The sequence below is a fragment of the Vibrio sp. MOR3 genome, from assembly GCF_001557775.1.
Classification (GTDB): Bacteria; Pseudomonadota; Gammaproteobacteria; order Enterobacterales; family Vibrionaceae; genus Vibrio; species Vibrio jasicida.
On sequence record NZ_LNRD01000004.1, the window covers coordinates 408,882 to 428,785 of the forward strand.

Sequence of the window (19,904 nt, forward strand, 5' to 3'; positions counted from 1 at the left end):
GCTTTGAATCGCTCGGAAAGGAGACAAGAGAGAACAAGCGAAAGAAAAACAAAAAGCCAGCAAGGTGATGGTTGCTGGCTTTCTAGTGCGTGCTGCGTTGTAAAAGGCGTTAAGCGATGTGCGACATCTCGTTTAGAGTGAAGGTGTCTACCGCGCCTTCAGTTGCCTTCATGTATTGCGCTAGGTGCTCGTTGTCCATGTGCGTGCGCCATAGTTCGCGTGATTCCCAGTTTTCGTAGAAAGTGAAATGCGCTGGGTTTTCGTTATCTTGGTGAAGGTCGTAGTTGATGCAACCTTCTTCGGCACGAGTGACATCAATCAGTTTAAGTAGTTCGGCTTTTACCAATTCTACTTGGTCTGCTTTGGCGATGATGTTAGCGACGATAGTCAATTTAGCCATGATGGAAATCCTCTGTTGATCGTGATGTATCGTGTTGACGAGGTAAAGATTAGTCGCGAATCACCAAATGATAAACAGCACAATGATTGATTTATTATCAAATATAAATTGATAATCGAACTTCAATCTTGTGCTAGCTGTGTTTAAAAACTGGAACCCGGCTGTTGTAAGAATTCCACTTCTTCTGCGGTGCTATCTCGGCCTAGAATCGCATTGCGGTGCGGGTAGCGACCAAAGCGATCAATTATTACTTTATGCTTTAGTTCGAACTCGTAGTTCGATTCTCTACCTATCGCTTTGAACAGCTTCTCTGCCTCTTCATGAATCCGCTTAGATTCACTGTGCATAAATGGCATGTACAAGAAGCTGCGTTCGACGTCCGTCAATTCTTGGTCTAAGCCTAGACGAATTGCCTCTTGTGCCAAAGCAAGCGCGAGAGCATCTTGAGCGAACGCTTTAGGCGTATTGCGGTAAACATTGCGAGAGAATTGGTCGAGCACGATGATCTCTGCGAGGCGACCTTGCGCTGTGTCTCGCCAGTCAAACAATTCAGATTGAGCGGCTTGTTCTAAGGTGGTGAGAAAGCGTGTTTCGATTTGTTTATCGACGTCGGCATTACTCACAAACCAGTCTTTTGGTTCCAGTTCTTCAAACCAGAAAGTCAGGATATCTTGGTACATGGTTGCTTCCCTGATAGAAAAAGAGCTAGGGGTATATAATACCCCCAGCTCTTGGTTTAGCTTATCGACCGTAAGTCTCTTGGATGTAGCGCTCAAACTGCTCGCACATCTGCTCGTCTGAGACCGTATTGCTCGCAAGCTCTTTACTGCCATCCACCACCTTGATGCTGGCATTTAACGATGCCACTGGGGCTTGTTCACGAGTTTGCAGCGAGGCAATTTTCTTTTGCTGTACTTCCCATGCTTGTTCTGGCGATAGGTTACACACGTCTGCCAGATATTTAGCGTTAAAGCCCTCACCCGTTAGGCTAACGATAGTCTCGTTGTGCGATCGGTGGTTACCCGCATGCCAGTAATGTTTCGCCAGTAGCGGCCCAATCTCTGGGTTGTCAGTCAGGTAGCCAAACTTGTCGAGGAAGTAAGCTCGAGTCTGGTAAACCGCCATGTGTGCTAGCAAGTAACCGTGGTAGGCACACGCTGCTTCATCAGACAAAAGGTGTGGAATCGCCATCAATGGGCGTGGGCTGCATTCCAAACCAAGAATTTGCTTTTCACAATCGCGCGCCAGTTTAGTGACGCGCTCTGGCGTCAGCTCTTCATCACTTAATTGGTAAAGCGCACGTTCAAAATACGGCACAACCAAAATGCTGCGCTCTTCGTACGCTTTGAATGGCTGACGGCTGTTGATCATCGCTTGAATGATCTCATCCGGTACTGGATTGCCTTCCGCGTCTAACGCGTATTGTTTGAGCCAATCGGCATCGGTCAACAGGCTGTCACAGAACATGGATTGTGTTTCTGCGTATGCCATGGAAGTTGGTGCGAATTCTTGAGAGAAACACGGCGCGTTCATCTTCACGTTAGCGAAGTGCGCAGCGTGACCACCTTCGTGGAACAGAGTATTGATGCCATCGTAGCCGCTGCCAACTTGGTCTGGTTTAGCGTTACTGGTGAAGTTCACTTGCGCGGCAACCCATTCGCCTTGGTTGTAGAACGATGGGATAGGACCATGGCAGAAACCGTTCGGGTATTTGCCTTTGCGATCAAGCAGGTCTAGCGTCAGCTCTGCGCCTGAATATTCGATGTTAAGACGACCGAACGATTCCACCCAACGACGTAGCGATTTAGAGAACGGTACGTACGGGTCAAGATCACGCATGACGTCACCCGCAAACGAGTACACAAAGTTGTAGCCAGTCAGTGCGCTTTGACCTTTTTGTTCAGCAAGGTTTGCCAAGCTGCTTAGGTGAGCATCACGCGTGCGCTGTTCAAAGTCATCTAAGATGCTGAACAGTTGCTCTGAGCTCATCTTTTCTGTCTTCTTCACTGAGTAGTCAAAGAAGGTTTCGTAGCCCAAAGAACGTGCGAATTGGTTACGCAGTTTGATCAGCTCAATAAAGCCGTTTTGTAGCAACCATTGCTCAAGGTCGAGCAGCGTTTGGTGCGCGGACTGACGCACTTCTTCGTGATTATTGGCGCGAATGGTCGACGACAATACTGGCAAAGAGCCCTCGGTTTGTTCACCGTTTTCATTGGTAAACGTCAGAACGTGATTTTGCTTTTTCTCGAACAACTCGGCTTCAAATGCAATCAGATCATTTTTTTGCACTTGAGCTTGTTCGCCTTCAATTGCATGCGACTCAAACGTTGCTAACCAGCCTTGCAGACCAATTTGCGTTTGCTGTTTCTCTTGTGGATCTGTGATTGTTTCAGCTGCTTTAAGTTGCGCTTTGATAGCTGAGATTTGTTCGGCGTTGCTTAAGAAATTGGTCCAAGCGGTTTGTGCTTTTGTCGAACCATCGTGGTCGTCACTGATGCCCATGTACGTCTCCCAAAAGAAATCTTCTTTGGTGCGATGGATAGCGAGGTAACGTTGGTTTAGGTCTTTTAGGTATTCCGTTGCAGTCATTTTGATCCTTCAAATGTTTGCTTTATTGAGGTTTTTATCGTCATTGATTATGGCACGCATAAGCAGCAGAAAGGAATGCGAAATCCATTTGCCATGTTTATGGCTTGTAAACAGGAATTTACCGCACTTTTTACATGTGCAGACGTCAGTCACAAAATTTTTCCGTTTTTGATTAGTAATGGCCGTTCTCTATTTATAAAATTCGGTCTTTCGCAGTGGTGCTGAAAGTAAGGAAAACAATAATGAAAACAAGAATCGCAGCTCTAACAATGGGGCTAACTTTGGTGGGATGTTCAGCAACAACACCAACCAATGACCAAGTTTTTAATATCGAGGAAAACTGCGCCGTCATTATGAGTGAAGGAGTGACGCCAGAAGAACGTTGGAGCGCCTACAACAAGCTTATTGAAAGCTATGGCGACCATTATGTATCTGATAAGAACCGCTTGGAATTGGCTCGATGGAACTCATTTCGCCAAAAGCTGATTCGCGATGAGAGTCATCAGTTACTCAAAGAATTTATTGAAGTGAGTGACTGGGGCTGCGCAAATGGCAATTACCTTGAAGAGATGTACTTATTTGTAAAGGAAACACAAGCGAGCAAATCAGAGTAAGACCTGCGCCTTACTCGTCTTCATCCGATTCTTGATGCTGATTGATCTCTTTACCACACCCTAAACATTGGTTTGAGAGGTCGGTTGGCATCATGATGATCAAACCACAATGAGGACATAAATCGCCTTGGTCGTATTTTCTCATTACTAAATTCCCTGCTTGGTTAAGACTTTTTGCAGTTCTTGTTCATAACGTTGAGCCGCATCAACCAATGCATTTTCGCTATATTTGCGTTCGAATATCGGAGAATTTTTTGCTCCCGTACCGAGATAAACTCGAATGTGGGGGACGCTTTCGTTGTGTTCTTGAACAATGCAAAGTCCAACCGCGTTGTCATGATCCATTTTGTATCGCAAGTAGAAGTCGAGTTTTCTGTTTCCGTTTAATCTAGCGCCACCCGTCTTTACGTTGTTGTGTTCTAGAGTATTGAATTTTAATACGTACTTCTTTTGCATTTCTTCAGCAATAGCTTGAAGTTCAACGGCATATGGGTTGCTAGGTGGAACGAACTCTTTAGTTTGAGGTGCTTTGGCCTTGAGTTTTGCTTCGATTGCATTAACGACTAAGTTCGCATCTTTGTTGAGACTCTTTTTCGCATTGGTGAGCATACGTCGAAGTTTATTGTCATCATTGGTATTACGGACGATATCTAGCGTTTTTTCGATACTCATTCTTCACCTCTTATTAAGTTACAGAATGATATTCTATATATTGTTTTCGAGAAGGTCAAAAATGAATCGATTAGCCCTGATTTTACGAAGTAGAACAGCAAACTAAACCAATTTGCATATACTCAATGTGTTAGCGAATACAACGGAAGGTGTCATGTTAACTCCTCATAGACTGATTCTTGGTGCTGCGTTGCTGCCTGTATTTAGCGCGTGGGCGAATGCTGCTGAGCAAACCGCAGACATGGTGTACATCAACGCTGGTATTTATGGTCATCCAAAAGCAGACGCTGTCGCAGTGCATGATGGACGGATTGCTTTTGTTGGCGATAAAGCCAAGGCACAAATGTGGGTTGGTGAGGGCACTGAAGTGGTGGATTTGACTGATACCTACTTGTTGCCGGGTTTTGTCGATAACCACAATCATGTGTTTGAGGCGGCTTCTGAAGCAGGCGGTACGTGCTTATTGCAAGCTGGCACCTTGTTGGATGAGCAAACCCCACAACTGCAAGACTGTAAAGAGTTTGTCCAAGATGGCGAATGGTTGATGGGGTACGGTTTTACGCTTGATGCGACCTTGTCGGATGAAAACCAGCGCACGCCTTTGGAAGTGATCGATGAGGTATTTCCTGAGACGCCGGTGGTGTTAATGGAGCAAACCTCTCACTCGATGTGGGTGAACTCGGCAGCGCTGAAAGCGGCGAACATTGATAAAAGCACGCCCGATCCGCAAGGCGGTCGTATTCTCAAAGATCCGGATACAGACGAGTTGAATGGAATCTTGTTGGATAATGCCGGTGATTTAGTGATGGAACTGGCTTGGAACAGCATGAGTGCGCAATTTGCGGTGAGCTACCAAGGTTTGTTGACGGGATTAGAAGAAGCCGCGCTTTACGGCATTACCACAATTGGTGATGGGCGAATGTACTGGAAGCGAGGTTGGTATGAAGTATGGAAAGAGAGCGAAAAACGAGGCGATTTGACCGCTCGCGTCTCTTTGCGACCATGGATCTATCCGACTGACAGCATGGACTCTCAACTGTCGTATTTGAAAGGCATTCAGTCCGACGATACTTCTCGCTTGCTGCTGGTGAACCAAGTCAAAATGTATAGTGATGGCATCTTCATCAATGGAACAGCCAAAACCCTTGCGCCTTATCTTGATACTTACCTGCCGGATTCCCCTTATGGGCTGAATTACATTTCGCCACAAGCGATGCCTGAGTGGCTAAACAAGCTCGATAAGCTGGGTTATAGCGCTCATATTCATGCTATCGGTGACGGTGGTATTCGTGAATCACTCGATGCGATTGAGAAGGTGCGCAGTCAGGGCAATCAGCAACGTTATACTTTAACGCATGTGGAATTGGTCAACAGCAAAGACGTGCCAAGGTTCGCCAAGTTAGGTGTCACGGCAGACTTTCAAGTCGGTTCCGATTATGTGGCTTATCATGATCACCAATGGGCAGAAGCTTTCTTAGGCTCTAAGCGAGCGAGAGCCTTGATGAACCTGCGCGCACTTTATAATGCCGAAGCTAACGTGACGTTAAGCAGCGATTGGAATGTGCATGATTTGAACCCATTGGTTGGTATCTCCAATAGTTTGGTGATGGGCGAAACCGGATTGCCAAACGTCTCAGCTGCGATTGATGCCTACACGATTCATCCGGCTTACAGCTTGGGTTTAGAAAAGGAAATTGGCTCAATCGATATCGGGAAATCGGCAGACTTTGCTGTATTGGATCAAGACATTACCCAACTGAAAGCGGAAGACATCGCCCAAGCTCGCGTCCTCATGACGGTGTTGAGAGGGGAAGTGGTCTACGAGCAATTGGATGACGAATAAGCCGAGCGATGACTCACTCGGCTGAAAGGTTATACCCAAGTAGCTTCAAGGTGCTAGGTTCAGCGAGAATGACTTGGTTTGAAGGCGAGGCAACAATTTGAAGATATAGTGGTTCTAAATCAAAAATTGTTAACGAAGCATACGAACCAAGGCTACTCGCCCTTTGGGAGCGTGTCACTGACGCAATTTCATCGTCAAACAACTTGCTATTACGCTGCGTTGTTTTCCTTGCTTGCTTTCGGTAAATAGGGAATCAGTGACAACGCTCTGAATCCTGCATCTTGAAGTCATTTGGGTATATTGTCTTGTTGAAGCGTATTTAGAGACTATTGCTCAGGGTATTCGCCCATACCTTGCGTTTGCCCCTCTGCTTTCCAATGCTCGCTTGGGTCAAAGGCTTCATCGCATAGATCAACGGTGTAGCCCATCTCGGTAATTTCTTTCAGGGTGAGGTTGTCAGCAATTTTGGCAATGTCGCCCGCCTTGTTCCGCAGTTCCATGGTTTCCCTCCGGTCACTATTTGATTGTCGGTTCAAGTCGCGCCAAGCATAAAAACTTGGGTGGCTCGGTTATAAGTATAAGCAGTGATGAAGGACTTTATCGGTTAATAGCCATAATTTATTTAAGGTTAATTGGTCGGTATAACACTTTGGCGTCGATACCGGTTCAATATCATGGCGATAGAAGAGAAAGTGTGATTTATTGACGCCTCAATCGTGGAGATTTTAGGAACGGAAATGGTGATTCTCGACCACACACTCGCGCAGCAAATCGTCGATCGCACCATGTCGATCATTGGTCATAACATCAATGTGATGAACGCGGCAGGCACCATTATTGGCAGCGGCGATGCTGAGCGTATTGGTCAAAAGCACGATGGTGCAGTGCTGGCGCTGAATCATGGTGACTCGCTAGAGTTGGATGAGCAAAGTTGCCAATCATTGCAAGGCGTGAAACCGGGCATCAATATGCTGCTGCACTTTAAAGGTGAAGTCGTTGGCGTGGTGGGGGTGACTGGTAACCCAGATCATATCCGAGCGTTCGCTCAGTTAGTGAAGATGACAGCGGAACTGACGATTGAACAAGCTTCGCTGGTTGAGCAACTGCAATGGGATCGACGCCATCAAGAAGAGTTTGTTTCAGCGTGGTTGAACCAACAACTCAGTGATTCTGAGCTGCACGATTGGGCGCAGCGTCTTTCCATTGATTTAGCTACACCCCGAGTTGCTGTCGTGATCGAGCTTAAAGCTGAGAATGCTCCCGTTAGTTTGAACAGCGTGCGCGGCCTAGTTGACGTGCTGTATCGCTCTGAAGATAAGCCGTTGGTGGCGATCATGTCTATGAATGAAATCGTTGTTCTCAAGTCTTTACGTTCTTCTTCGAATGGTGACCAAAGTGTGCTGGAGAGTATTCAGCGCCGCGTAACGGCCAATCAGATTGATGATGTCCGTCTCGCGATTGGGCAACGTTTTGATGGCGCACAGCAGCTTCCTCTTTCCTACCAAAGTGCCAAGCAGGTGCTTGCTGTCGGTCGTCGCTCTCATCCAGAACAAACCATGCTGAGCTTCTTTAAACATCGCTTACCTGTGTTACTCGCCCCTTTAGCCGATTCTTGGCAAGGTGAACAACTCACTCAAGCGATGGCTACTTTGGTTTCGGCAGACAAATCTGGACAGTTGGTAAAAACTTTAGAGGCGTATTTTCAATCCAATGGTAATGCCAATGATTGTGCTAAGGCTCTGTATATTCATAGAAATACCCTGAGGTATCGTCTGGATAGAATCAGTGAAGTGACGGGCATTTCGACGCAAGATTTTACGGGATTGACCGAGCTGTATATCGCAAGCCAGTTAAGAAAGCTAAATTAGCCAATTGTGCAGATGCACAAAATAATTCAAACATAGTCAGTATTGTTTGGATGTTTGACTAAAGAATATGCCAAGTTTTTAAGTGAGAATGGCCACATTGATGACCTGCGGCTTGTCGCTCGCAGCGTGCTGTTTTCAGGAGAATGAAATGAAAGTTGTGATTGCCCCAGATTCGTTTAAAGAGAGCTTGACCGCCAAGCAAGTGAGTGACGCGATCAAGAGCGGTTTGTCTCATGTTTGGCACGATGCAGAATTCGTTACGGTGCCTGTTGCTGATGGTGGTGAAGGGACAGTTCAATCTTTGATTGATGCGACTGAGGGCGAGCAGGTTTTCGTGACCGTAAAAGGCCCACTTGGCAATGATGTTGAGGCGTTTTACGGCATTCTAGGTGACGGTGAAACCGCAGTGATCGAGATGGCAGAGGCAAGTGGTTTGCACCTCGTGCCAAGTGAGCAACGTGACCCGAAAAACACCAGCAGCTTTGGTACTGGCCAGTTAATTCTAAACGCCCTTGAACGTGGTATTAAACGCTTGATCATCGGCTTGGGTGGCAGCGCAACCAATGACGGCGGCACAGGTATGCTAGCGGCTTTAGGTGTTAAGCTTCTGGACAGCGCTGGTCAGCCAATCAAACCCAATGGTGGCGGCTTAGTTGATCTAGCAAGCATTGATGTATCTGGTCTCGATGCTCGCTTAGCGGACTGCGAAGTGTTGGTGGCATGCGATGTGGACAACCCATTGTGTGGCGAGAAAGGTGCATCAGCGATTTTTGGCCCACAGAAGGGGGCGACGCCGGCGGATGTTGAGCTGCTAGATTCTGCTCTAAGCAAATACGGTGAACTGACAGAGCAAGTGACGGGCAAGCATGTGCTGACTCAAAAAGGCGCGGGCGCAGCCGGTGGTATGGGCGCAGCGTTGCTTGGTTACCTACCAGCACGATTGAAGCCGGGGATTGAGATTGTATTAGACACCGTAAAACTCGCAGAGCATGTAGCTGACGCTGATATTGTCTTTACTGGCGAAGGCCGTATTGATCACCAAACTGTGCATGGCAAGACACCAATGGGTGTGGCTAAAGTGGCGAAAGAGTATGGTTTGCCTGTCATTGCCCTAGCAGGTTGCACAGGTGATGACTTCCAAGCAGTCTATGAGTGTGGCATTGACGCGGTATTCGTATGTGTACCACGCGCAATGAGCTTGCCAGAAGCTTTGGAAGAGGCGGATGTGAACCTTGCGAACTTGGCTGAAAATGTAGCCAGATTGTGGCAATTACCTCGCTAACACTCCGTGTTTGGTTGAGTAGATAGATCAAAGAACACATAACAAAGCCTCTCAATTGCGGAGGCTTTGTTGTTTCTGGTGCTGAATGTTTGGAACGGAATGCTTGAAACGGAATGTCTAGAGCGACTATTTGGCGTGTTGAGCAATCAGTGCTGCCAGCGTTTCCATCGCGGGGAGCCAGTTTTTCTCCGCTCCAAAGTTCGCCACGCTAAGACGAATGCAGTTTTGATACTGTCCCTGAGTGCCAAATACCGAGCCGGGCAGAATACTGATTTTGTGTTCGTTACAGGCTTGATAAAGCGCATAGCTGTCAGTTTTGGGTGGCAAGCGTAACCAAAGCAAGAATGAACCTTGCACCGCATTGATTTGATAGCGATTCTTTAGCTCAAAGTGTGCATCCAAGCATTGATTGAGCATCTGCAAATATCGTCTGACGTTGGCTTGGTAAACACGGCACATACGCGCAGTGTGAGTGCGGTATTTGCCTGAGATTAGGAAAGTGCCCACTGCCGATTGCATCAAGTTCAAACTGCCCATGTTTTCACACAATAGGTATTGCTCGACTTGAGCGCGATAACGTCCCGCCAACATCCAACCAATACGAAGGCGTGAATCGAGCGTTTTCGACAAGGAGTTGACGTAAATCACTCGTTGCTTCTCGTCCAATTTGCGTAAGCTTGGCAATGGCTGGTCGTAACTCAACGCGCCAAACACGTCATCTTCAATGATTGGAATATCTCCAGAAACCTTAAGCAGTCGCTCACGCTTTTCAAGGGGAATCATTGAGCCTGTTGGGTTGGTGAAGTTTGGCGTGACAATAATGACTTTGATCTCCCACGTCGCCATGGCCTTTTCTAGCGCGTCTGGATCCATACCATCACGAGGGCAACTAGGGATCTCGACCACTTGTAAACCGAGAGATTCGAGCATCAACAAGTTGCCGAAATAGCAGGGCGATTCTACCGCCACAATATCTCCAGTCTGTGTTGTTGCTCTAAGGGCAAGACTGATCGCTTGCTGTGCACCATGGGTGACCAAAAGATCATCCACGTTTGCCGGCGTTCCCAGATCTTGGGTGATCTTCGCCAGCTGTTTGACCAACAAGTCATCACCCGGTGGCAGTTGATAATGACTGGAAATATGACTTTGTTGGCGACTCTGGCGGCCAATTTCGGCATACAGGCTTTTGATGGCTGGCGCGTCAATGTTCGGGTGTGCTGAGCCAGTCGGAAGCAGCTCTTGATACTCGGGATAGGTAAGGATTTGTTTGCACACCGAGAGCAAATCCACACGCGTAGGCTTAGCAATCTTGGCTTCATGTCGCTCGGTTGGCTTTACTCGATAACCGGATTTTGGCACCGAGTAAACCATGCTTTGTGCTTCTAGTTCCTGATAAGCGCGGATTACCGTGTTCTTGCTTACCTTGAGTTCAGTGCTCAATTGACGGATGGAGGGCAACTTGTCGTCTGGCTGATAAACCCCATTGCTGATCGCTTGTTTGAGATGCTTCTCGACGATCAAATACTTATTGGCATCAAGTGTACTTGCTAAATCTGTACCCATAAAAACACTTCCATCTGTCACTTTTTGAAAACACTGTACCTAACTACATTAGCAACATTCGAGGTTTAAAAACATTCAAGATTTAAAAATAAGTAGAGTGAGGGTGAATCATGTTAATCAGAGCCATTCCTTTTGTGTTCGTGATCCTTTGGGCTTCTGGATTTGTTGGTGCGCGATTTGGTTTGCAGTATGCCGAGCCTGCGACCTTGTTGTCGATTCGCATGGCGTTCAATGTCTTGCTGTTTCTGGTGATTGTGGCTTTTCTGCGCCGTCGCATTCCAACGGGAAAAGACTTTTGGCACAGCTGCGTTGTCGGGATATTGATTCACGGCTTTTACCTAGGCGGGACGTACTTCGCCATCAGTTTGGGGATGCCGGCGGGCTTAAGTTCGCTACTCGTCGGGATACAGCCTATTTTGACGGCCGTATTGCTGGTGGCGTTCGCTTCTGAGCAGTTCAAACCATCACAGTGGATTGGTTTGTCCTTGGGGTTTGTCGGTATTGCTATGGTGCTCATGGGTAAGATGGAGTGGCAATCCGATTTGCACAAAACCTTAGCGATTGGTGTGTGCTTGTCATCGCTGTTTGGTATTACGCTTGGCACCTTGTATCAAAAGAAATATTGCCAACAAGTGGATATGGTAGGCGGCGCGACCGTGCAGTATTTAGCGGCATTGGCCATGTTCCTGCCAATCGCGATACAGTTTGAAACCATGCAGGTGCAATGGACGACGGAATTCATTCTCACCTTAATCTGGCTTGTGGTCGTGCTGTCTTGTGTGGCGATTCTGTTGCTGCTGTACATGGTGAAGAATGGCGCGGCATCGAGTGTTGCTTCTGTGTTCTACCTTGTGCCTCCGACCACGGCGCTTCAAGCTTGGTTTGCCTTCGGTGAGTCGTTTGATTGGATGGGCATTATTGGCTTTGTATTAGCGGCGACGGCGGTCTACTTAGTGGTGAAAAAGCCTGAGCTACCAATGTTTAAATCAAAGGTTGCAAAGCAGAAACGTAAAATATACCTAAATTAGGTAGGGACATTTGCGTGCCAGAGAGTACAATCCGGCTCCTTACATGTTTGTGGAGTCGGATGATGACCGTCAAGCCAGATCGAATGAGCGCGATGCGCAATATCATTGAACAAGTGAAAGCAGAATTGCCGATTTATGAATCGGAGACCTTTGTTTGCGGCCCTGAGGGTAAATGCATTGGTTGCCCTAAGAAACTGTTGGAAATGGTCGATTCTGAACTGAGCTATTGGGAATCTGCAATGGATCGCGGTATCACGCCTCAGTTTGATGAAATCCGCCGATTCGGCAAAATGTGCACCAGCGTACGCCGAGGTTTAATCCGCAATAACGTGCCGTTGCTCAACGCCTAATCAACACTTTTTCGACATCCCCCTCGTTACCTTGTCTTTATTGATTAAACGAAGGCAAGGGGCTTTCATGCGCAAATTCTTTTTCTCTGCTGTTTTGTTATTACTGGCTTCCAGTTCTGGTTTTGCGGGTTACAAATGGTTCACTGACAACCAATATGGCGAAGCGGATCTTGCTGCGGGTAAGCAGCACTTTGAATCTTACTGTGTCTCTTGTCATGGTGATAAAGGGCATGGTGATGGATTGGTGGCTAAGGCGATGAACATCAAACCCGATAATATTTTTGATGAACTGACCAATCCATTCGGAACAAAAGTGGAATTAATAGGGACGGTATTGGAGGGGGAGAATGGTCAAAGCGGTGCAATGCCACCATTCAAATCTGTGCTGAGTGAAAAGCAAGTACATGACATTTTTGAATACATCAAAAGTATTAACTGAGCTGAATTCTTATTTTAGAAACAGACACTTATTGGCTTTTGGTGTGCTTCAAGGTTTTGAATTCAGTCGAATTTCTACGTTACTTTAGCCGCTTGTTTCAATGTAATTTGGCGGTCACTCTCAAGTTCTCGATTCCCTCTTTTTTTCTTATCATTTGCGCGTTTCTCTGCGTAATTTCAGCGATATATTGGCTCGGTTCTCACATGGATGTGGGAGCGAACCCCTATCATCTGTCCGTATGCTGAGAGTCGAAAGTGAAAACAAAAGGATTTACGTTGATGGAAATCACCATCGTCTTAGCAACCTTGGGTTCCATCGCTCTCGCTGCCTTGCCAATTCTGCTCGATATTCACCGTCAAGCTTATGTTTCTATGCTGCACAGTTCGCAGTCTTCTCTGGGGACGTCTCTTAAGTTCTTCCATGCCAAAGTGATGATTGATGATGCGCACGAGCACAGACAAATGACGTACATTGATCATCAAGTGAACATGCTCAGTGGGATGCCAGAAGCCAGTGCAAATAGTATACGAGCGTTATTAGAGATTGGTCTGCCTGCTAAAGGCAATTCACCGATTGATAAGCCGTGTAAAGGCAGCGACTTTTGCATTATGGGGAATCAATTCCCAAACAGTGCTTATTTTGTTGCGATTCCTGAGTATCAGTTCGCGGATCATTCTGGTTTAGATCGTGTGGTGTATATTTGGCCGCAAGGTTACACCTTGGAAAGTGAAGCGTGCTATTTCTATTACGTTAATCAAGCGTCGACGCGCTCAGTGGTTAGAGGGCATGTTACAGAAGGTTGCTAGACATCAAGCAAACTGACGCGAGCAAAAAAGTACAAAGCCCCAAGTGCAGAACTTGGGGCTTTGTTAATTCTCAGGTTGGAAAAACTTAGCGAAGCGCTAAATCTCTGCGACCAACTTTTTTAGCAAGCGAAGCATCTCTTTTTGCTCTGCTGGCTCTAGCGGACTCATCAGCTCTTTATTGACGGCCAGTGGGATTGGCACCAAGGTTTCTTTGAGGCTTCGTCCTTCTTCCGTTAGATAAATACGGAACGAGCGGCGGCTGTTTGGATCAGGATGGCGCTCTACCAAACCTAACTTCTCCAACTTGTCTAAGGTACGAGTCGTGGTCGAGTTTTCTACCTTAGATTTCGCTGCGATATCGCGCTGCGTCACGCCTTCTTCTTCCCACAAACACATCATGGTCGGCCAAAGTGCAACGGTAAGTCCGTGCTTTTTGAGCTCGGCTTCAAATCGCTTCGCTGCATCGTGTGCAACGACATTGATCATCCAGCCAAAGCTGTCTTGTCTGTCAAACTGTTCGCTCATTTTCTTACTCTTATGATAAAGCAACGATTGCCATGGTAACCAATGTTGCAGCAACTAGCACCCCTAAAGCACGGCTTTGCGGCGCGAGATAGACAATTTTCTGTTCCGTGATGAGTGTCTGCTTGTTCATTTGGGGTTGTTTACCTGTGATCATCGCTTTCAACAAGGGTTTACCTCTTAGTTTATAGAAAAGGATCGCACCAACATGTAAGGCGATCAGTAAAGGCAAAAGATCGGCCAAGGTCAGGTGTAACCACTCAATCCCTACAAATACGTTGTCGTTAAGCCAAACATCGGAATATGGCCACGTATCGAATAAGCCGCCAACCGCCATTCCCGAGATACATTGAAGTAGCAATGTCGTCAGTAGTGCCGCCACCATCCAGCCGCCTGCAGGATTATGACCCACAGTCGCCGCCGATTTACCTTTTAAGTAAGTAATGACACCTTTTGGCGAGCGGAGAAACTGGCGAAATAAACTGGTCTCGCTGCCGATAACTCCCCAAGTCAATCGCCATAACAACAAAGTGAATAACGCTAACCCCAATTGAACATGGGGGCCATTGCCAGACAATCCAGATGCCATCAAGGCTATAAACAGTAGGGCTTGAGCCCAGTGATAAAGTCGCGTTGCTAAATCCCAAATTTTCATAATTACCTCGATCTTTTCTCGGTGTGATGATCTTCTTTACGGTAATTTACACAACAATAGTTGCGTGCGCAATGATTGTTGTGTAAATTTATTTGCAGCCACACAGCAAGAACGAAAAACCAGGAGTATGAAATGAAAAAGACATTGGCACTGATTGCACTTTTACCGACCATCTTTGTATCAACAACAGTGTTTGCCCAAGACTTCAGCGCTCAAATTGAATCGCGTCAGAATGCATTTGAGCAAATAGAGTCCCTGTCGAAACAAGCCGGCAAGACATTGAAAGGCAGCAATACCGATTGGCACGCACTAGAGCAGATTGGTCTTGAACTCACTCGTCACAGCGCACAACTGCAACAAGCGTTTCCAGAGGGAAGCCAAGCTGAGAGCAAAGCGAAGAAAGAAGTGTGGAGCAAACCAGATAACTTCAATCGCTTGATGCTTCAAATGGACGAAGGGTTTGCACAGTTGTATCAAGCTGCGCAGAACCAACAAGTTTCATCGGCTGAGGCAGGACTTAAGCAAGCTCAGAGTACTTGCCGAAGCTGTCATCGTGCATACCGCAGTCGTTGGTAATCAAGCGATCCACAACATTGAATTTATATTGAAGCAAAAAAGAAAATCGTTAAGTGAAAGGTAACCTTATGAAAAAAATCATTCTATTAAGCACGCTTACTGTGGCTTCTTTCTCTAGCTTGGCTGCTGATTACGGCGTGGAACTGGCTTGGAACACCAATGATTCGGAACAGGTTCTCAAAACATTGCCAGAACAGAAAGCGGCCTTTAGTCAACTGATCGAACAAGGTGATGTGAAAGACATGTTTGTTTTACCAAGCAGTATCGATGGTAAACCAGTACAGATTCTGCGTTTCGTGTTGTCGGCTGATAACGAGGCGGAAGTTGCCACTAAATTGCGGGACTTACCCTTGTACCAGCAAGATTTGGTGAAGATCGCGAGCATTCAACCACTAGGCGCCAAATGGTTAGACAACACGCCAGAAAGCGATAACTACAGTGTGAAGTTGCGTTGGAAAGAGGGCATTGAGGCGTTAGAAATGGACCGTGTATTGGGTGTCGATCTGCAGCGAGTGATCAGCTTGAACAACTCCGGCTTAGTCACGTCGTCTTACATCAATACCCAAGTGTTGGAGAATGGTGTTGAGCGTCCGATTTACTCCGTCGCCGTATTGGCGAAAGATGCCCAACAGGCGCAAAACCTGATGTACTCTTTTGAAGCGGTACAGCTAGGGTATGCGACTTTTGAAATTGAATACTTGGGTAAAAAGATAGATATGAAAAGCTAACTAAGCCTTTAGGTTTAGAGGTCTAGATACAGACGCAGCATGTCTTTGTGCTGGATACCGTTCTCCCAAATTGGTTCTGGGTAGTGGAGTAAGAAGTGATCTTTATCCACGCTCTCTACCCTGAAACCCAAGCGTTGATAGTAAGTCAGTTGGTAACCAAAGGTTCCTGTGCCCAGCACCAACTTTTCGTATGATTGCATCTTCAGTTCATCAATCACAGTACGCAATAATTGAGTGCCAATCCCTTGCTGTTGATGTGTTGGTTCTACAGATACATTCATGATTTCAGCTTGAATAGAAGATCCAGATAAAGGCAAAACGACACAAGCACCAATGATCTTTTTTCCTTCTAACGCGACAAATCCCAGTGATTCTTCTAGATAATGCTTGACGTTATCTTGGTCTGGATCGGCTTCTAGCAATAAAGCCATTGGAATTTGGTTGGGCGCTAAAGTTTGGAATGTAATCATCATCGGCTCAGTGAAATTGGTCAACTTATTGAGTATAGCGAACGGTTAGATGAAAAAGAATTTTCTGTCAGTCTATGTGCGTTTCAACACCATTTTTTGGCTCATTAGATATTTCCCATTGGGCAGCAGCACTTCACCTAATTCGCCACAATGCCCGAAGCCAAACTTCTCATACAGAGCAATCGCAGGGTGGTTGGTCTTGTAAACATTCAACGCAATAGTGTCATAGCCATATTGCCAACCGCTTTGAATGGCGGTGGTAAGTAGCTTCTTTCCTAACCCTTGGTTTCGATAGTGGCGGTCAATATGGATGCCAAGAATGCCCGTCTTAGCGAATTCTCCTCCTTCATAGCCACACATTTCGGCTGGAAAGATTTCGATGCTGCCAACTAGGCGTTTTCCATCGAAGGCCACAAATTGGGGAATGGATTCTTTTTCTACACGAGTGATTACCTCACTCAGCATCGCTTTGTCCGGCGCAGGCGAGCGTAAGTATTCTCCTTCCTCATAAACGCGATTCCAGAGCGAAATAAAGTGGTCAATGTCGTTGACGGTAATCGGTCTAATCTGCATTCATCTTCCTTGATTGGTGCATAAAGTTTAGTGGCTTAAAGTGTATTTGTGCGTATGTCGGTTAGATGCGTAGCAATTCGGACAAACAACGTATTTGATTTGGTATGGATTTGCTTGGTGTTGGGAGGTCTTGAGGATTGAACCAAATGACGTTTAACCCTGCGTCCATTGCTGGGTAAATGTCTTTTTCTGGTAAGTCGCCAACCATGGTGAGTTGGCCCGGCTCAACGCTCAATTGTTTTGCGACCGTAAGATAAAAATCAGGCTGATTCTTGGCAATACCAAGGTTGGCAAAGCAAAAGTAGCCAGAAAGGTATTGGTCGAGCCCGACTCGTTGAAAGGCTTTTTGCACATCTTCCATCGCGGAATCTGATGCACTGGTCGCGATATAAACTTGGTGACCTTGTGTGAGTTGAGCCAGAGTCTCTTTGGCTTGAGGAACGGTTTCAACGTGTTCCCAATCGCACATTTTTCCTTGTGCGTGAGGAAAATCGACCATCAAGGTGTTTCCCCAATCGAAAAGATAAATCATGTTCGAATCTCCTTTATACCCAAGTAACCTCGAGATGCTTGGTTCAGCGAGAATGACTTGGTTTGTAGACGCGGCGGCGATTTAAAGGTTTGGTGGGCCCAAATCAAGAATCGACAACAAAGCATACAAGCCAAGACCCTTACTATTTGTAAAGAGGGCCCTTTGGGAGCGTGTCATTGACTCGCTTTTTTATTAAACCAATGGTTGCTTCAAACAACTTGGAAAGAGCTAGCTATTACACTGCGTTGTTTTCCTTGACCTCGAATCAATGACAACGCTCTGAATCCTGCATCTTGAAGTCACTTGGGTATATCCGTACATCATATCGTCTTTTCGAAAAGGGAAGGAAAGCGCGAAAGATAAATGCGATTCACGTTAGCTTTAACGCTGAAATTCGCTTAAATGTCGTGATCGTTACAAACATTTCATCATAAGACGGGAGTTGGGAGCAAAGCCCAGTTTGTCGTAAAACTGCTGCGCATTGTGGTTAAACTCCATGACTTCCAAGCGGACTTGAGTTGCACCTGACTCGCGAGCCCATTGCTCAACGGCCGTCATTAAGGCTCTTCCAACACCTTTTGACTTCTGATTTTCATCGACGACGATGGTGCCAATACGGCAAATCGGATCTTTGATTAAAAAGCTGATGGTTTCATTTTGGGTAATGGTTGCAGTGATAAAGCCAAGTGCTTGTTGACCTTCTTCTGCAATAAGCACCAATCGAGCATCATCGGCCAGCGCATTTGCGAGAAAGGCTCTGTCTTCTTCAGAAGGCGGAACAAAAGTGTGTGGCGCATGACGAAAGTGAAGTTCGCTAATTTGCATGTTTAATACAAACAGTGCATTGAGATCGTCGGGTGTCGCTGGTCTGATTTTCATTGTTGCTCCTTAATTTCCGCCAGCAAGATCGATAAACGAACCTGTGACATAAGACGCTTCATCACTGAGTAGCCACGCGATGGCATTGGCCACTTCATCTACTGTGCCTCCTCGCTTGAGAGGGATTTTTTCACGGAGCCTGTCGACTCGATTCGGCTCGCCGCCATCGGCATGGATGTCGGTATAAATGCAGCCGGGACGAACACCGTTTACGCGGATGTTTTGCTCCGCCAACTCCAAAGATAATCCCTTGGTGAGCGAGTCCATTGCACCTTTAGAAGCGGCGTAATCAACGTACTCAAACGGCGCACCAGAGCGGGATGCGGCAGAAGAAACATTAACAATCGCATTGCCAGATTCAAATCGTTTTGCGGCTTCTCGGCTACAAAGAAAACAGCTCGTCACATTAGCGTTCATAACAGTTTGGAATCGCTCAAGGCTCATGTCCGCAAGACGAGACTGGGTTAATAAGATGCCCACGTTGTTGACGAGATGAGTGACTTTTCCGAGTGCTTGTTCGGTTTGTTCAAACAATGAGAGTACCTGCTGCTCATCGGAAACATCCGCTTTGATGGCGATGGCTTTACCGCCAACCTCCTCAATCTCACGAACAACTTGCGCGGCAGCCTCGGCTTGCGCGCGATAGTTAACGCATACGGCATAGCCTTGTTTGGCGAGTAATTTGGCGGTTGCGGCTCCGATGCCTCGGCTTGCGCCTGTGATGATGACTACTTTCTGCAAAACACGTCCTTATTTTTTGTCGTGAATATTATTTTTGTAATGAATAGAGCTTATCTGCGTACTTTTTTCCACCTATTTCATAGGCTTCTGGGATGGTATCGGTGAGTGTGAAGCCACATTTTTCCAGCACTCGTTCAGAGCCAATATTGCCCTCTGTGACCGTGGCGGAAAACTGAGCAATCTTGTGCTGCTCAAACGCCCACTCAATCACACCGGTAAGGGATTCCGTGCCAAACTGTTGGCCATAAAATTCTGGCAGCAATAAATACCCGACTTCAGCAATACCATCTTGCAACACAAAGCCAGTGATGCCGATTGGTCGTGCGCTTTGTTTTTCATAAATCACCAAACATAACCAATGCTCGCTTTGCGGTGTCCATGTAGGTAGCCGTGATTCGAACTTTTGGCGCATTTCGTCTTCGGTCGGCGGGTCAAAACAAAGTGCAATGATTTGTGGTTCGCTACTCAAGCGGCGATACAGATCCCAATCACTTTTCGTTAGCGGTTTAAGCTCAGTTCTTGGGGTGGAAATGGGTAGAGATAACACGTTTGAATCGCCTCCATGTGATCGAGTTTTCATATCTCACACAAACATATCAAAAGTGCTTTGATAAACAACATCTATCGTTATGGCGAATAGGTTCGGTCAAGAAAGATTTTTCGGAAATATGGAATATGCCAAGGAGCCTCTCAATAACGAAAAATAAGTCACCACCTAGGGTGTACGTATGACTCAGATCAATTACCAGATACTACTAAAGAGGTAAATATGCG

General features: G+C 46.5%; 25 protein-coding genes. 10 read left to right on the plus strand and 15 right to left on the minus strand.

Annotated features, from left to right (window positions below; all coding sequences use genetic code 11):
• Window positions 1–109: 109 nt before the first annotated feature.
• From ATB76_RS11645 to ATB76_RS11655, 3 genes are all read right to left on the minus strand, one after another.
• Window positions 110–400: a putative quinol monooxygenase gene (locus tag ATB76_RS11645; RefSeq protein WP_005435368.1), complete on the minus strand. Its 291-nt coding sequence runs from the start codon at window positions 398–400 to the stop codon at window positions 110–112.
• Between the two features lie 143 nt (window positions 401–543).
• The gene (locus ATB76_RS11650) at window positions 544–1,080 is read right to left on the minus strand and encodes a DUF924 family protein (protein WP_038877826.1); all 537 of its coding nucleotides are present in this window, start codon (window positions 1,078–1,080) and stop codon (window positions 544–546) included.
• A gap of 61 nt (window positions 1,081–1,141) precedes the next feature.
• On the minus strand, window positions 1,142–2,989 hold the full coding sequence (locus ATB76_RS11655) for a M3 family metallopeptidase (protein ID WP_061035246.1): 1,848 nt from the start codon (window positions 2,987–2,989) through the stop codon (window positions 1,142–1,144).
• Between the two features lie 242 nt (window positions 2,990–3,231).
• Here ATB76_RS11655 and ATB76_RS11660 point away from each other — a divergent pair, with 242 nt between their 5' ends.
• Window positions 3,232–3,603, plus strand: coding sequence for a hypothetical protein (locus ATB76_RS11660; RefSeq protein WP_033005074.1), 372 nt, complete (start codon window positions 3,232–3,234; stop codon window positions 3,601–3,603).
• Window positions 3,604–3,613: 10 nt separating this feature from the next.
• Here ATB76_RS11660 and ATB76_RS28800 read toward each other — a convergent pair whose 3' ends face one another.
• The gene (locus ATB76_RS28800) at window positions 3,614–3,748 is read right to left on the minus strand and encodes a hypothetical protein (RefSeq protein WP_258070486.1); all 135 of its coding nucleotides are present in this window, start codon (window positions 3,746–3,748) and stop codon (window positions 3,614–3,616) included.
• 2 nt (window positions 3,749–3,750) lie between these two features.
• Window positions 3,751–4,275, minus strand: a complete 525-nt coding sequence (locus ATB76_RS11665) for a hypothetical protein (protein WP_061035247.1) — start codon at window positions 4,273–4,275, stop codon at window positions 3,751–3,753.
• Between the two features lie 154 nt (window positions 4,276–4,429).
• Between ATB76_RS11665 and ATB76_RS11670 the strand changes: the two genes are divergently transcribed.
• Window positions 4,430–6,118, plus strand: a complete 1,689-nt coding sequence (locus ATB76_RS11670; protein ID WP_061035248.1) for an amidohydrolase — start codon at window positions 4,430–4,432, stop codon at window positions 6,116–6,118.
• A gap of 326 nt (window positions 6,119–6,444) precedes the next feature.
• Here the strand turns inward: ATB76_RS11670 and ATB76_RS28165 are convergent, their stop codons facing one another.
• Window positions 6,445–6,618, minus strand: coding sequence for a hypothetical protein (locus ATB76_RS28165; RefSeq protein ID WP_104027072.1), 174 nt, complete (start codon window positions 6,616–6,618; stop codon window positions 6,445–6,447).
• A 237-nt stretch (window positions 6,619–6,855) separates the two neighbouring features.
• On the opposite strand from ATB76_RS28165, the gene ATB76_RS11675 reads away from it, so the two are divergent.
• Complete coding sequence (locus tag ATB76_RS11675) at window positions 6,856–7,986, plus strand: sugar diacid recognition domain-containing protein (RefSeq protein ID WP_061035249.1); 1,131 nt, start codon at window positions 6,856–6,858, stop codon at window positions 7,984–7,986.
• Between the two features lie 148 nt (window positions 7,987–8,134).
• Window positions 8,135–9,268, plus strand: a complete 1,134-nt coding sequence (locus ATB76_RS11680) for a glycerate kinase (RefSeq protein ID WP_061035250.1) — start codon at window positions 8,135–8,137, stop codon at window positions 9,266–9,268.
• A 126-nt stretch (window positions 9,269–9,394) separates the two neighbouring features.
• On the opposite strand, the gene ATB76_RS11685 is transcribed toward ATB76_RS11680, so the two are convergent.
• On the minus strand, window positions 9,395–10,831 hold the full coding sequence (locus tag ATB76_RS11685) for a PLP-dependent aminotransferase family protein (protein WP_061035251.1): 1,437 nt from the start codon (window positions 10,829–10,831) through the stop codon (window positions 9,395–9,397).
• A gap of 110 nt (window positions 10,832–10,941) precedes the next feature.
• On the opposite strand from ATB76_RS11685, the gene ATB76_RS11690 reads away from it, so the two are divergent.
• The 4 genes from ATB76_RS11690 to ATB76_RS11705 all read left to right on the plus strand — a co-directional run bounded on the left by ATB76_RS11690 (window position 10,942) and on the right by ATB76_RS11705 (window position 13,454).
• Complete coding sequence (locus ATB76_RS11690; RefSeq protein ID WP_038868173.1) at window positions 10,942–11,859, plus strand: DMT family transporter; 918 nt, start codon at window positions 10,942–10,944, stop codon at window positions 11,857–11,859.
• A 62-nt stretch (window positions 11,860–11,921) separates the two neighbouring features.
• Window positions 11,922–12,209: a hypothetical protein gene (locus ATB76_RS11695; protein WP_009706824.1), complete on the plus strand. Its 288-nt coding sequence runs from the start codon at window positions 11,922–11,924 to the stop codon at window positions 12,207–12,209.
• A gap of 67 nt (window positions 12,210–12,276) precedes the next feature.
• Window positions 12,277–12,648 (plus strand): c-type cytochrome, encoded by a 372-nt coding sequence (locus tag ATB76_RS11700; RefSeq protein WP_061035252.1) that lies wholly within the window; start codon window positions 12,277–12,279, stop codon window positions 12,646–12,648.
• A gap of 278 nt (window positions 12,649–12,926) precedes the next feature.
• Entirely contained in the window at window positions 12,927–13,454 is a 528-nt protein-coding gene (locus ATB76_RS11705; protein WP_061035253.1) for a hypothetical protein, read from the plus strand.
• A gap of 96 nt (window positions 13,455–13,550) precedes the next feature.
• Here the strand turns inward: ATB76_RS11705 and ATB76_RS11710 are convergent, their stop codons facing one another.
• Both ATB76_RS11710 and ATB76_RS11715 read right to left on the minus strand, forming a co-directional pair.
• Window positions 13,551–13,979 (minus strand): MarR family transcriptional regulator, encoded by a 429-nt coding sequence (locus tag ATB76_RS11710; RefSeq protein ID WP_005435347.1) that lies wholly within the window; start codon window positions 13,977–13,979, stop codon window positions 13,551–13,553.
• A gap of 10 nt (window positions 13,980–13,989) precedes the next feature.
• Window positions 13,990–14,631 carry a cytochrome b/b6 domain-containing protein gene (locus tag ATB76_RS11715; protein WP_061035254.1) on the minus strand — a complete coding sequence of 214 codons (642 nt, stop codon included), beginning with the start codon at window positions 14,629–14,631 and terminating at the stop codon, window positions 13,990–13,992.
• Between the two features lie 132 nt (window positions 14,632–14,763).
• Between ATB76_RS11715 and ATB76_RS11720 the strand changes: the two genes are divergently transcribed.
• On the plus strand, window positions 14,764–15,207 hold the full coding sequence (locus ATB76_RS11720; RefSeq protein WP_061035255.1) for a cytochrome c: 444 nt from the start codon (window positions 14,764–14,766) through the stop codon (window positions 15,205–15,207).
• Between the two features lie 68 nt (window positions 15,208–15,275).
• A complete protein-coding gene (locus tag ATB76_RS11725; protein ID WP_061035276.1) occupies window positions 15,276–15,935 on the plus strand; it encodes a hypothetical protein in 660 nt (219 codons plus the stop codon).
• A 14-nt stretch (window positions 15,936–15,949) separates the two neighbouring features.
• On the opposite strand, the gene ATB76_RS11730 is transcribed toward ATB76_RS11725, so the two are convergent.
• From ATB76_RS11730 to ATB76_RS11755, 6 genes are all read right to left on the minus strand, one after another.
• A complete protein-coding gene (locus tag ATB76_RS11730) occupies window positions 15,950–16,405 on the minus strand; it encodes a GNAT family N-acetyltransferase (protein WP_038868185.1) in 456 nt (151 codons plus the stop codon).
• 72 nt (window positions 16,406–16,477) lie between these two features.
• Window positions 16,478–16,978 carry a GNAT family N-acetyltransferase gene (locus ATB76_RS11735; protein WP_061035256.1) on the minus strand — a complete coding sequence of 167 codons (501 nt, stop codon included), beginning with the start codon at window positions 16,976–16,978 and terminating at the stop codon, window positions 16,478–16,480.
• Between the two features lie 61 nt (window positions 16,979–17,039).
• Window positions 17,040–17,510: an HAD family hydrolase gene (locus ATB76_RS11740; RefSeq protein ID WP_061035257.1), complete on the minus strand. Its 471-nt coding sequence runs from the start codon at window positions 17,508–17,510 to the stop codon at window positions 17,040–17,042.
• A 414-nt stretch (window positions 17,511–17,924) separates the two neighbouring features.
• Window positions 17,925–18,389 (minus strand): GNAT family N-acetyltransferase, encoded by a 465-nt coding sequence (locus ATB76_RS11745; protein ID WP_061035258.1) that lies wholly within the window; start codon window positions 18,387–18,389, stop codon window positions 17,925–17,927.
• A gap of 9 nt (window positions 18,390–18,398) precedes the next feature.
• Window positions 18,399–19,130 (minus strand): SDR family oxidoreductase, encoded by a 732-nt coding sequence (locus ATB76_RS11750; protein ID WP_061035259.1) that lies wholly within the window; start codon window positions 19,128–19,130, stop codon window positions 18,399–18,401.
• Window positions 19,131–19,158: 28 nt separating this feature from the next.
• Window positions 19,159–19,710, minus strand: coding sequence for a GNAT family N-acetyltransferase (locus tag ATB76_RS11755; protein ID WP_061035260.1), 552 nt, complete (start codon window positions 19,708–19,710; stop codon window positions 19,159–19,161).
• Between the last annotated feature and the right edge of the window lie 194 nt (window positions 19,711–19,904).

Bases quoted from the DNA above. Each gene is read 5' to 3' on its own strand.
- ATB76_RS11715 (WP_061035254.1), bottom strand. From the start codon at position 14,631: ATGAAAATTTGGGATTTAGCAACGCGACTTTATCACTGGGCTCAAGCC.
- ATB76_RS11725 (WP_061035276.1), top strand. From the start codon at position 15,276: ATGAAAAAAATCATTCTATTAAGCACGCTTACTGTGGCTTCTTTCTCT.
- ATB76_RS11650 (WP_038877826.1), bottom strand. From the start codon at position 1,080: ATGTACCAAGATATCCTGACTTTCTGGTTTGAAGAACTGGAACCAAAA.
- ATB76_RS11745 (WP_061035258.1), bottom strand. From the start codon at position 18,389: ATGAAAATCAGACCAGCGACACCCGACGATCTCAATGCACTGTTTGTA.
- ATB76_RS11705 (WP_061035253.1), top strand. From the start codon at position 12,927: ATGGAAATCACCATCGTCTTAGCAACCTTGGGTTCCATCGCTCTCGCT.
- ATB76_RS11710 (WP_005435347.1), bottom strand. From the start codon at position 13,979: ATGAGCGAACAGTTTGACAGACAAGACAGCTTTGGCTGGATGATCAAT.
- ATB76_RS11720 (WP_061035255.1), top strand. From the start codon at position 14,764: ATGAAAAAGACATTGGCACTGATTGCACTTTTACCGACCATCTTTGTA.
- ATB76_RS11700 (WP_061035252.1), top strand. From the start codon at position 12,277: ATGCGCAAATTCTTTTTCTCTGCTGTTTTGTTATTACTGGCTTCCAGT.
- ATB76_RS11670 (WP_061035248.1), top strand. From the start codon at position 4,430: ATGTTAACTCCTCATAGACTGATTCTTGGTGCTGCGTTGCTGCCTGTA.
- ATB76_RS11680 (WP_061035250.1), top strand. From the start codon at position 8,135: ATGAAAGTTGTGATTGCCCCAGATTCGTTTAAAGAGAGCTTGACCGCC.
- ATB76_RS11665 (WP_061035247.1), bottom strand. From the start codon at position 4,275: ATGAGTATCGAAAAAACGCTAGATATCGTCCGTAATACCAATGATGAC.
- ATB76_RS11740 (WP_061035257.1), bottom strand. From the start codon at position 17,510: ATGATTTATCTTTTCGATTGGGGAAACACCTTGATGGTCGATTTTCCT.
- ATB76_RS11645 (WP_005435368.1), bottom strand. From the start codon at position 400: ATGGCTAAATTGACTATCGTCGCTAACATCATCGCCAAAGCAGACCAA.
- ATB76_RS11685 (WP_061035251.1), bottom strand. From the start codon at position 10,831: ATGGGTACAGATTTAGCAAGTACACTTGATGCCAATAAGTATTTGATC.
- ATB76_RS11735 (WP_061035256.1), bottom strand. From the start codon at position 16,978: ATGCAGATTAGACCGATTACCGTCAACGACATTGACCACTTTATTTCG.
- ATB76_RS28165 (WP_104027072.1), bottom strand. From the start codon at position 6,618: ATGGAACTGCGGAACAAGGCGGGCGACATTGCCAAAATTGCTGACAAC.
- ATB76_RS11695 (WP_009706824.1), top strand. From the start codon at position 11,922: ATGACCGTCAAGCCAGATCGAATGAGCGCGATGCGCAATATCATTGAA.
- ATB76_RS11690 (WP_038868173.1), top strand. From the start codon at position 10,942: ATGTTAATCAGAGCCATTCCTTTTGTGTTCGTGATCCTTTGGGCTTCT.
- ATB76_RS11730 (WP_038868185.1), bottom strand. From the start codon at position 16,405: ATGATTACATTCCAAACTTTAGCGCCCAACCAAATTCCAATGGCTTTA.
- ATB76_RS11675 (WP_061035249.1), top strand. From the start codon at position 6,856: ATGGTGATTCTCGACCACACACTCGCGCAGCAAATCGTCGATCGCACC.
- ATB76_RS11755 (WP_061035260.1), bottom strand. From the start codon at position 19,710: ATGAAAACTCGATCACATGGAGGCGATTCAAACGTGTTATCTCTACCC.
- ATB76_RS11660 (WP_033005074.1), top strand. From the start codon at position 3,232: ATGAAAACAAGAATCGCAGCTCTAACAATGGGGCTAACTTTGGTGGGA.
- ATB76_RS11655 (WP_061035246.1), bottom strand. From the start codon at position 2,989: ATGACTGCAACGGAATACCTAAAAGACCTAAACCAACGTTACCTCGCT.
- ATB76_RS28800 (WP_258070486.1), bottom strand. From the start codon at position 3,748: ATGAGAAAATACGACCAAGGCGATTTATGTCCTCATTGTGGTTTGATC.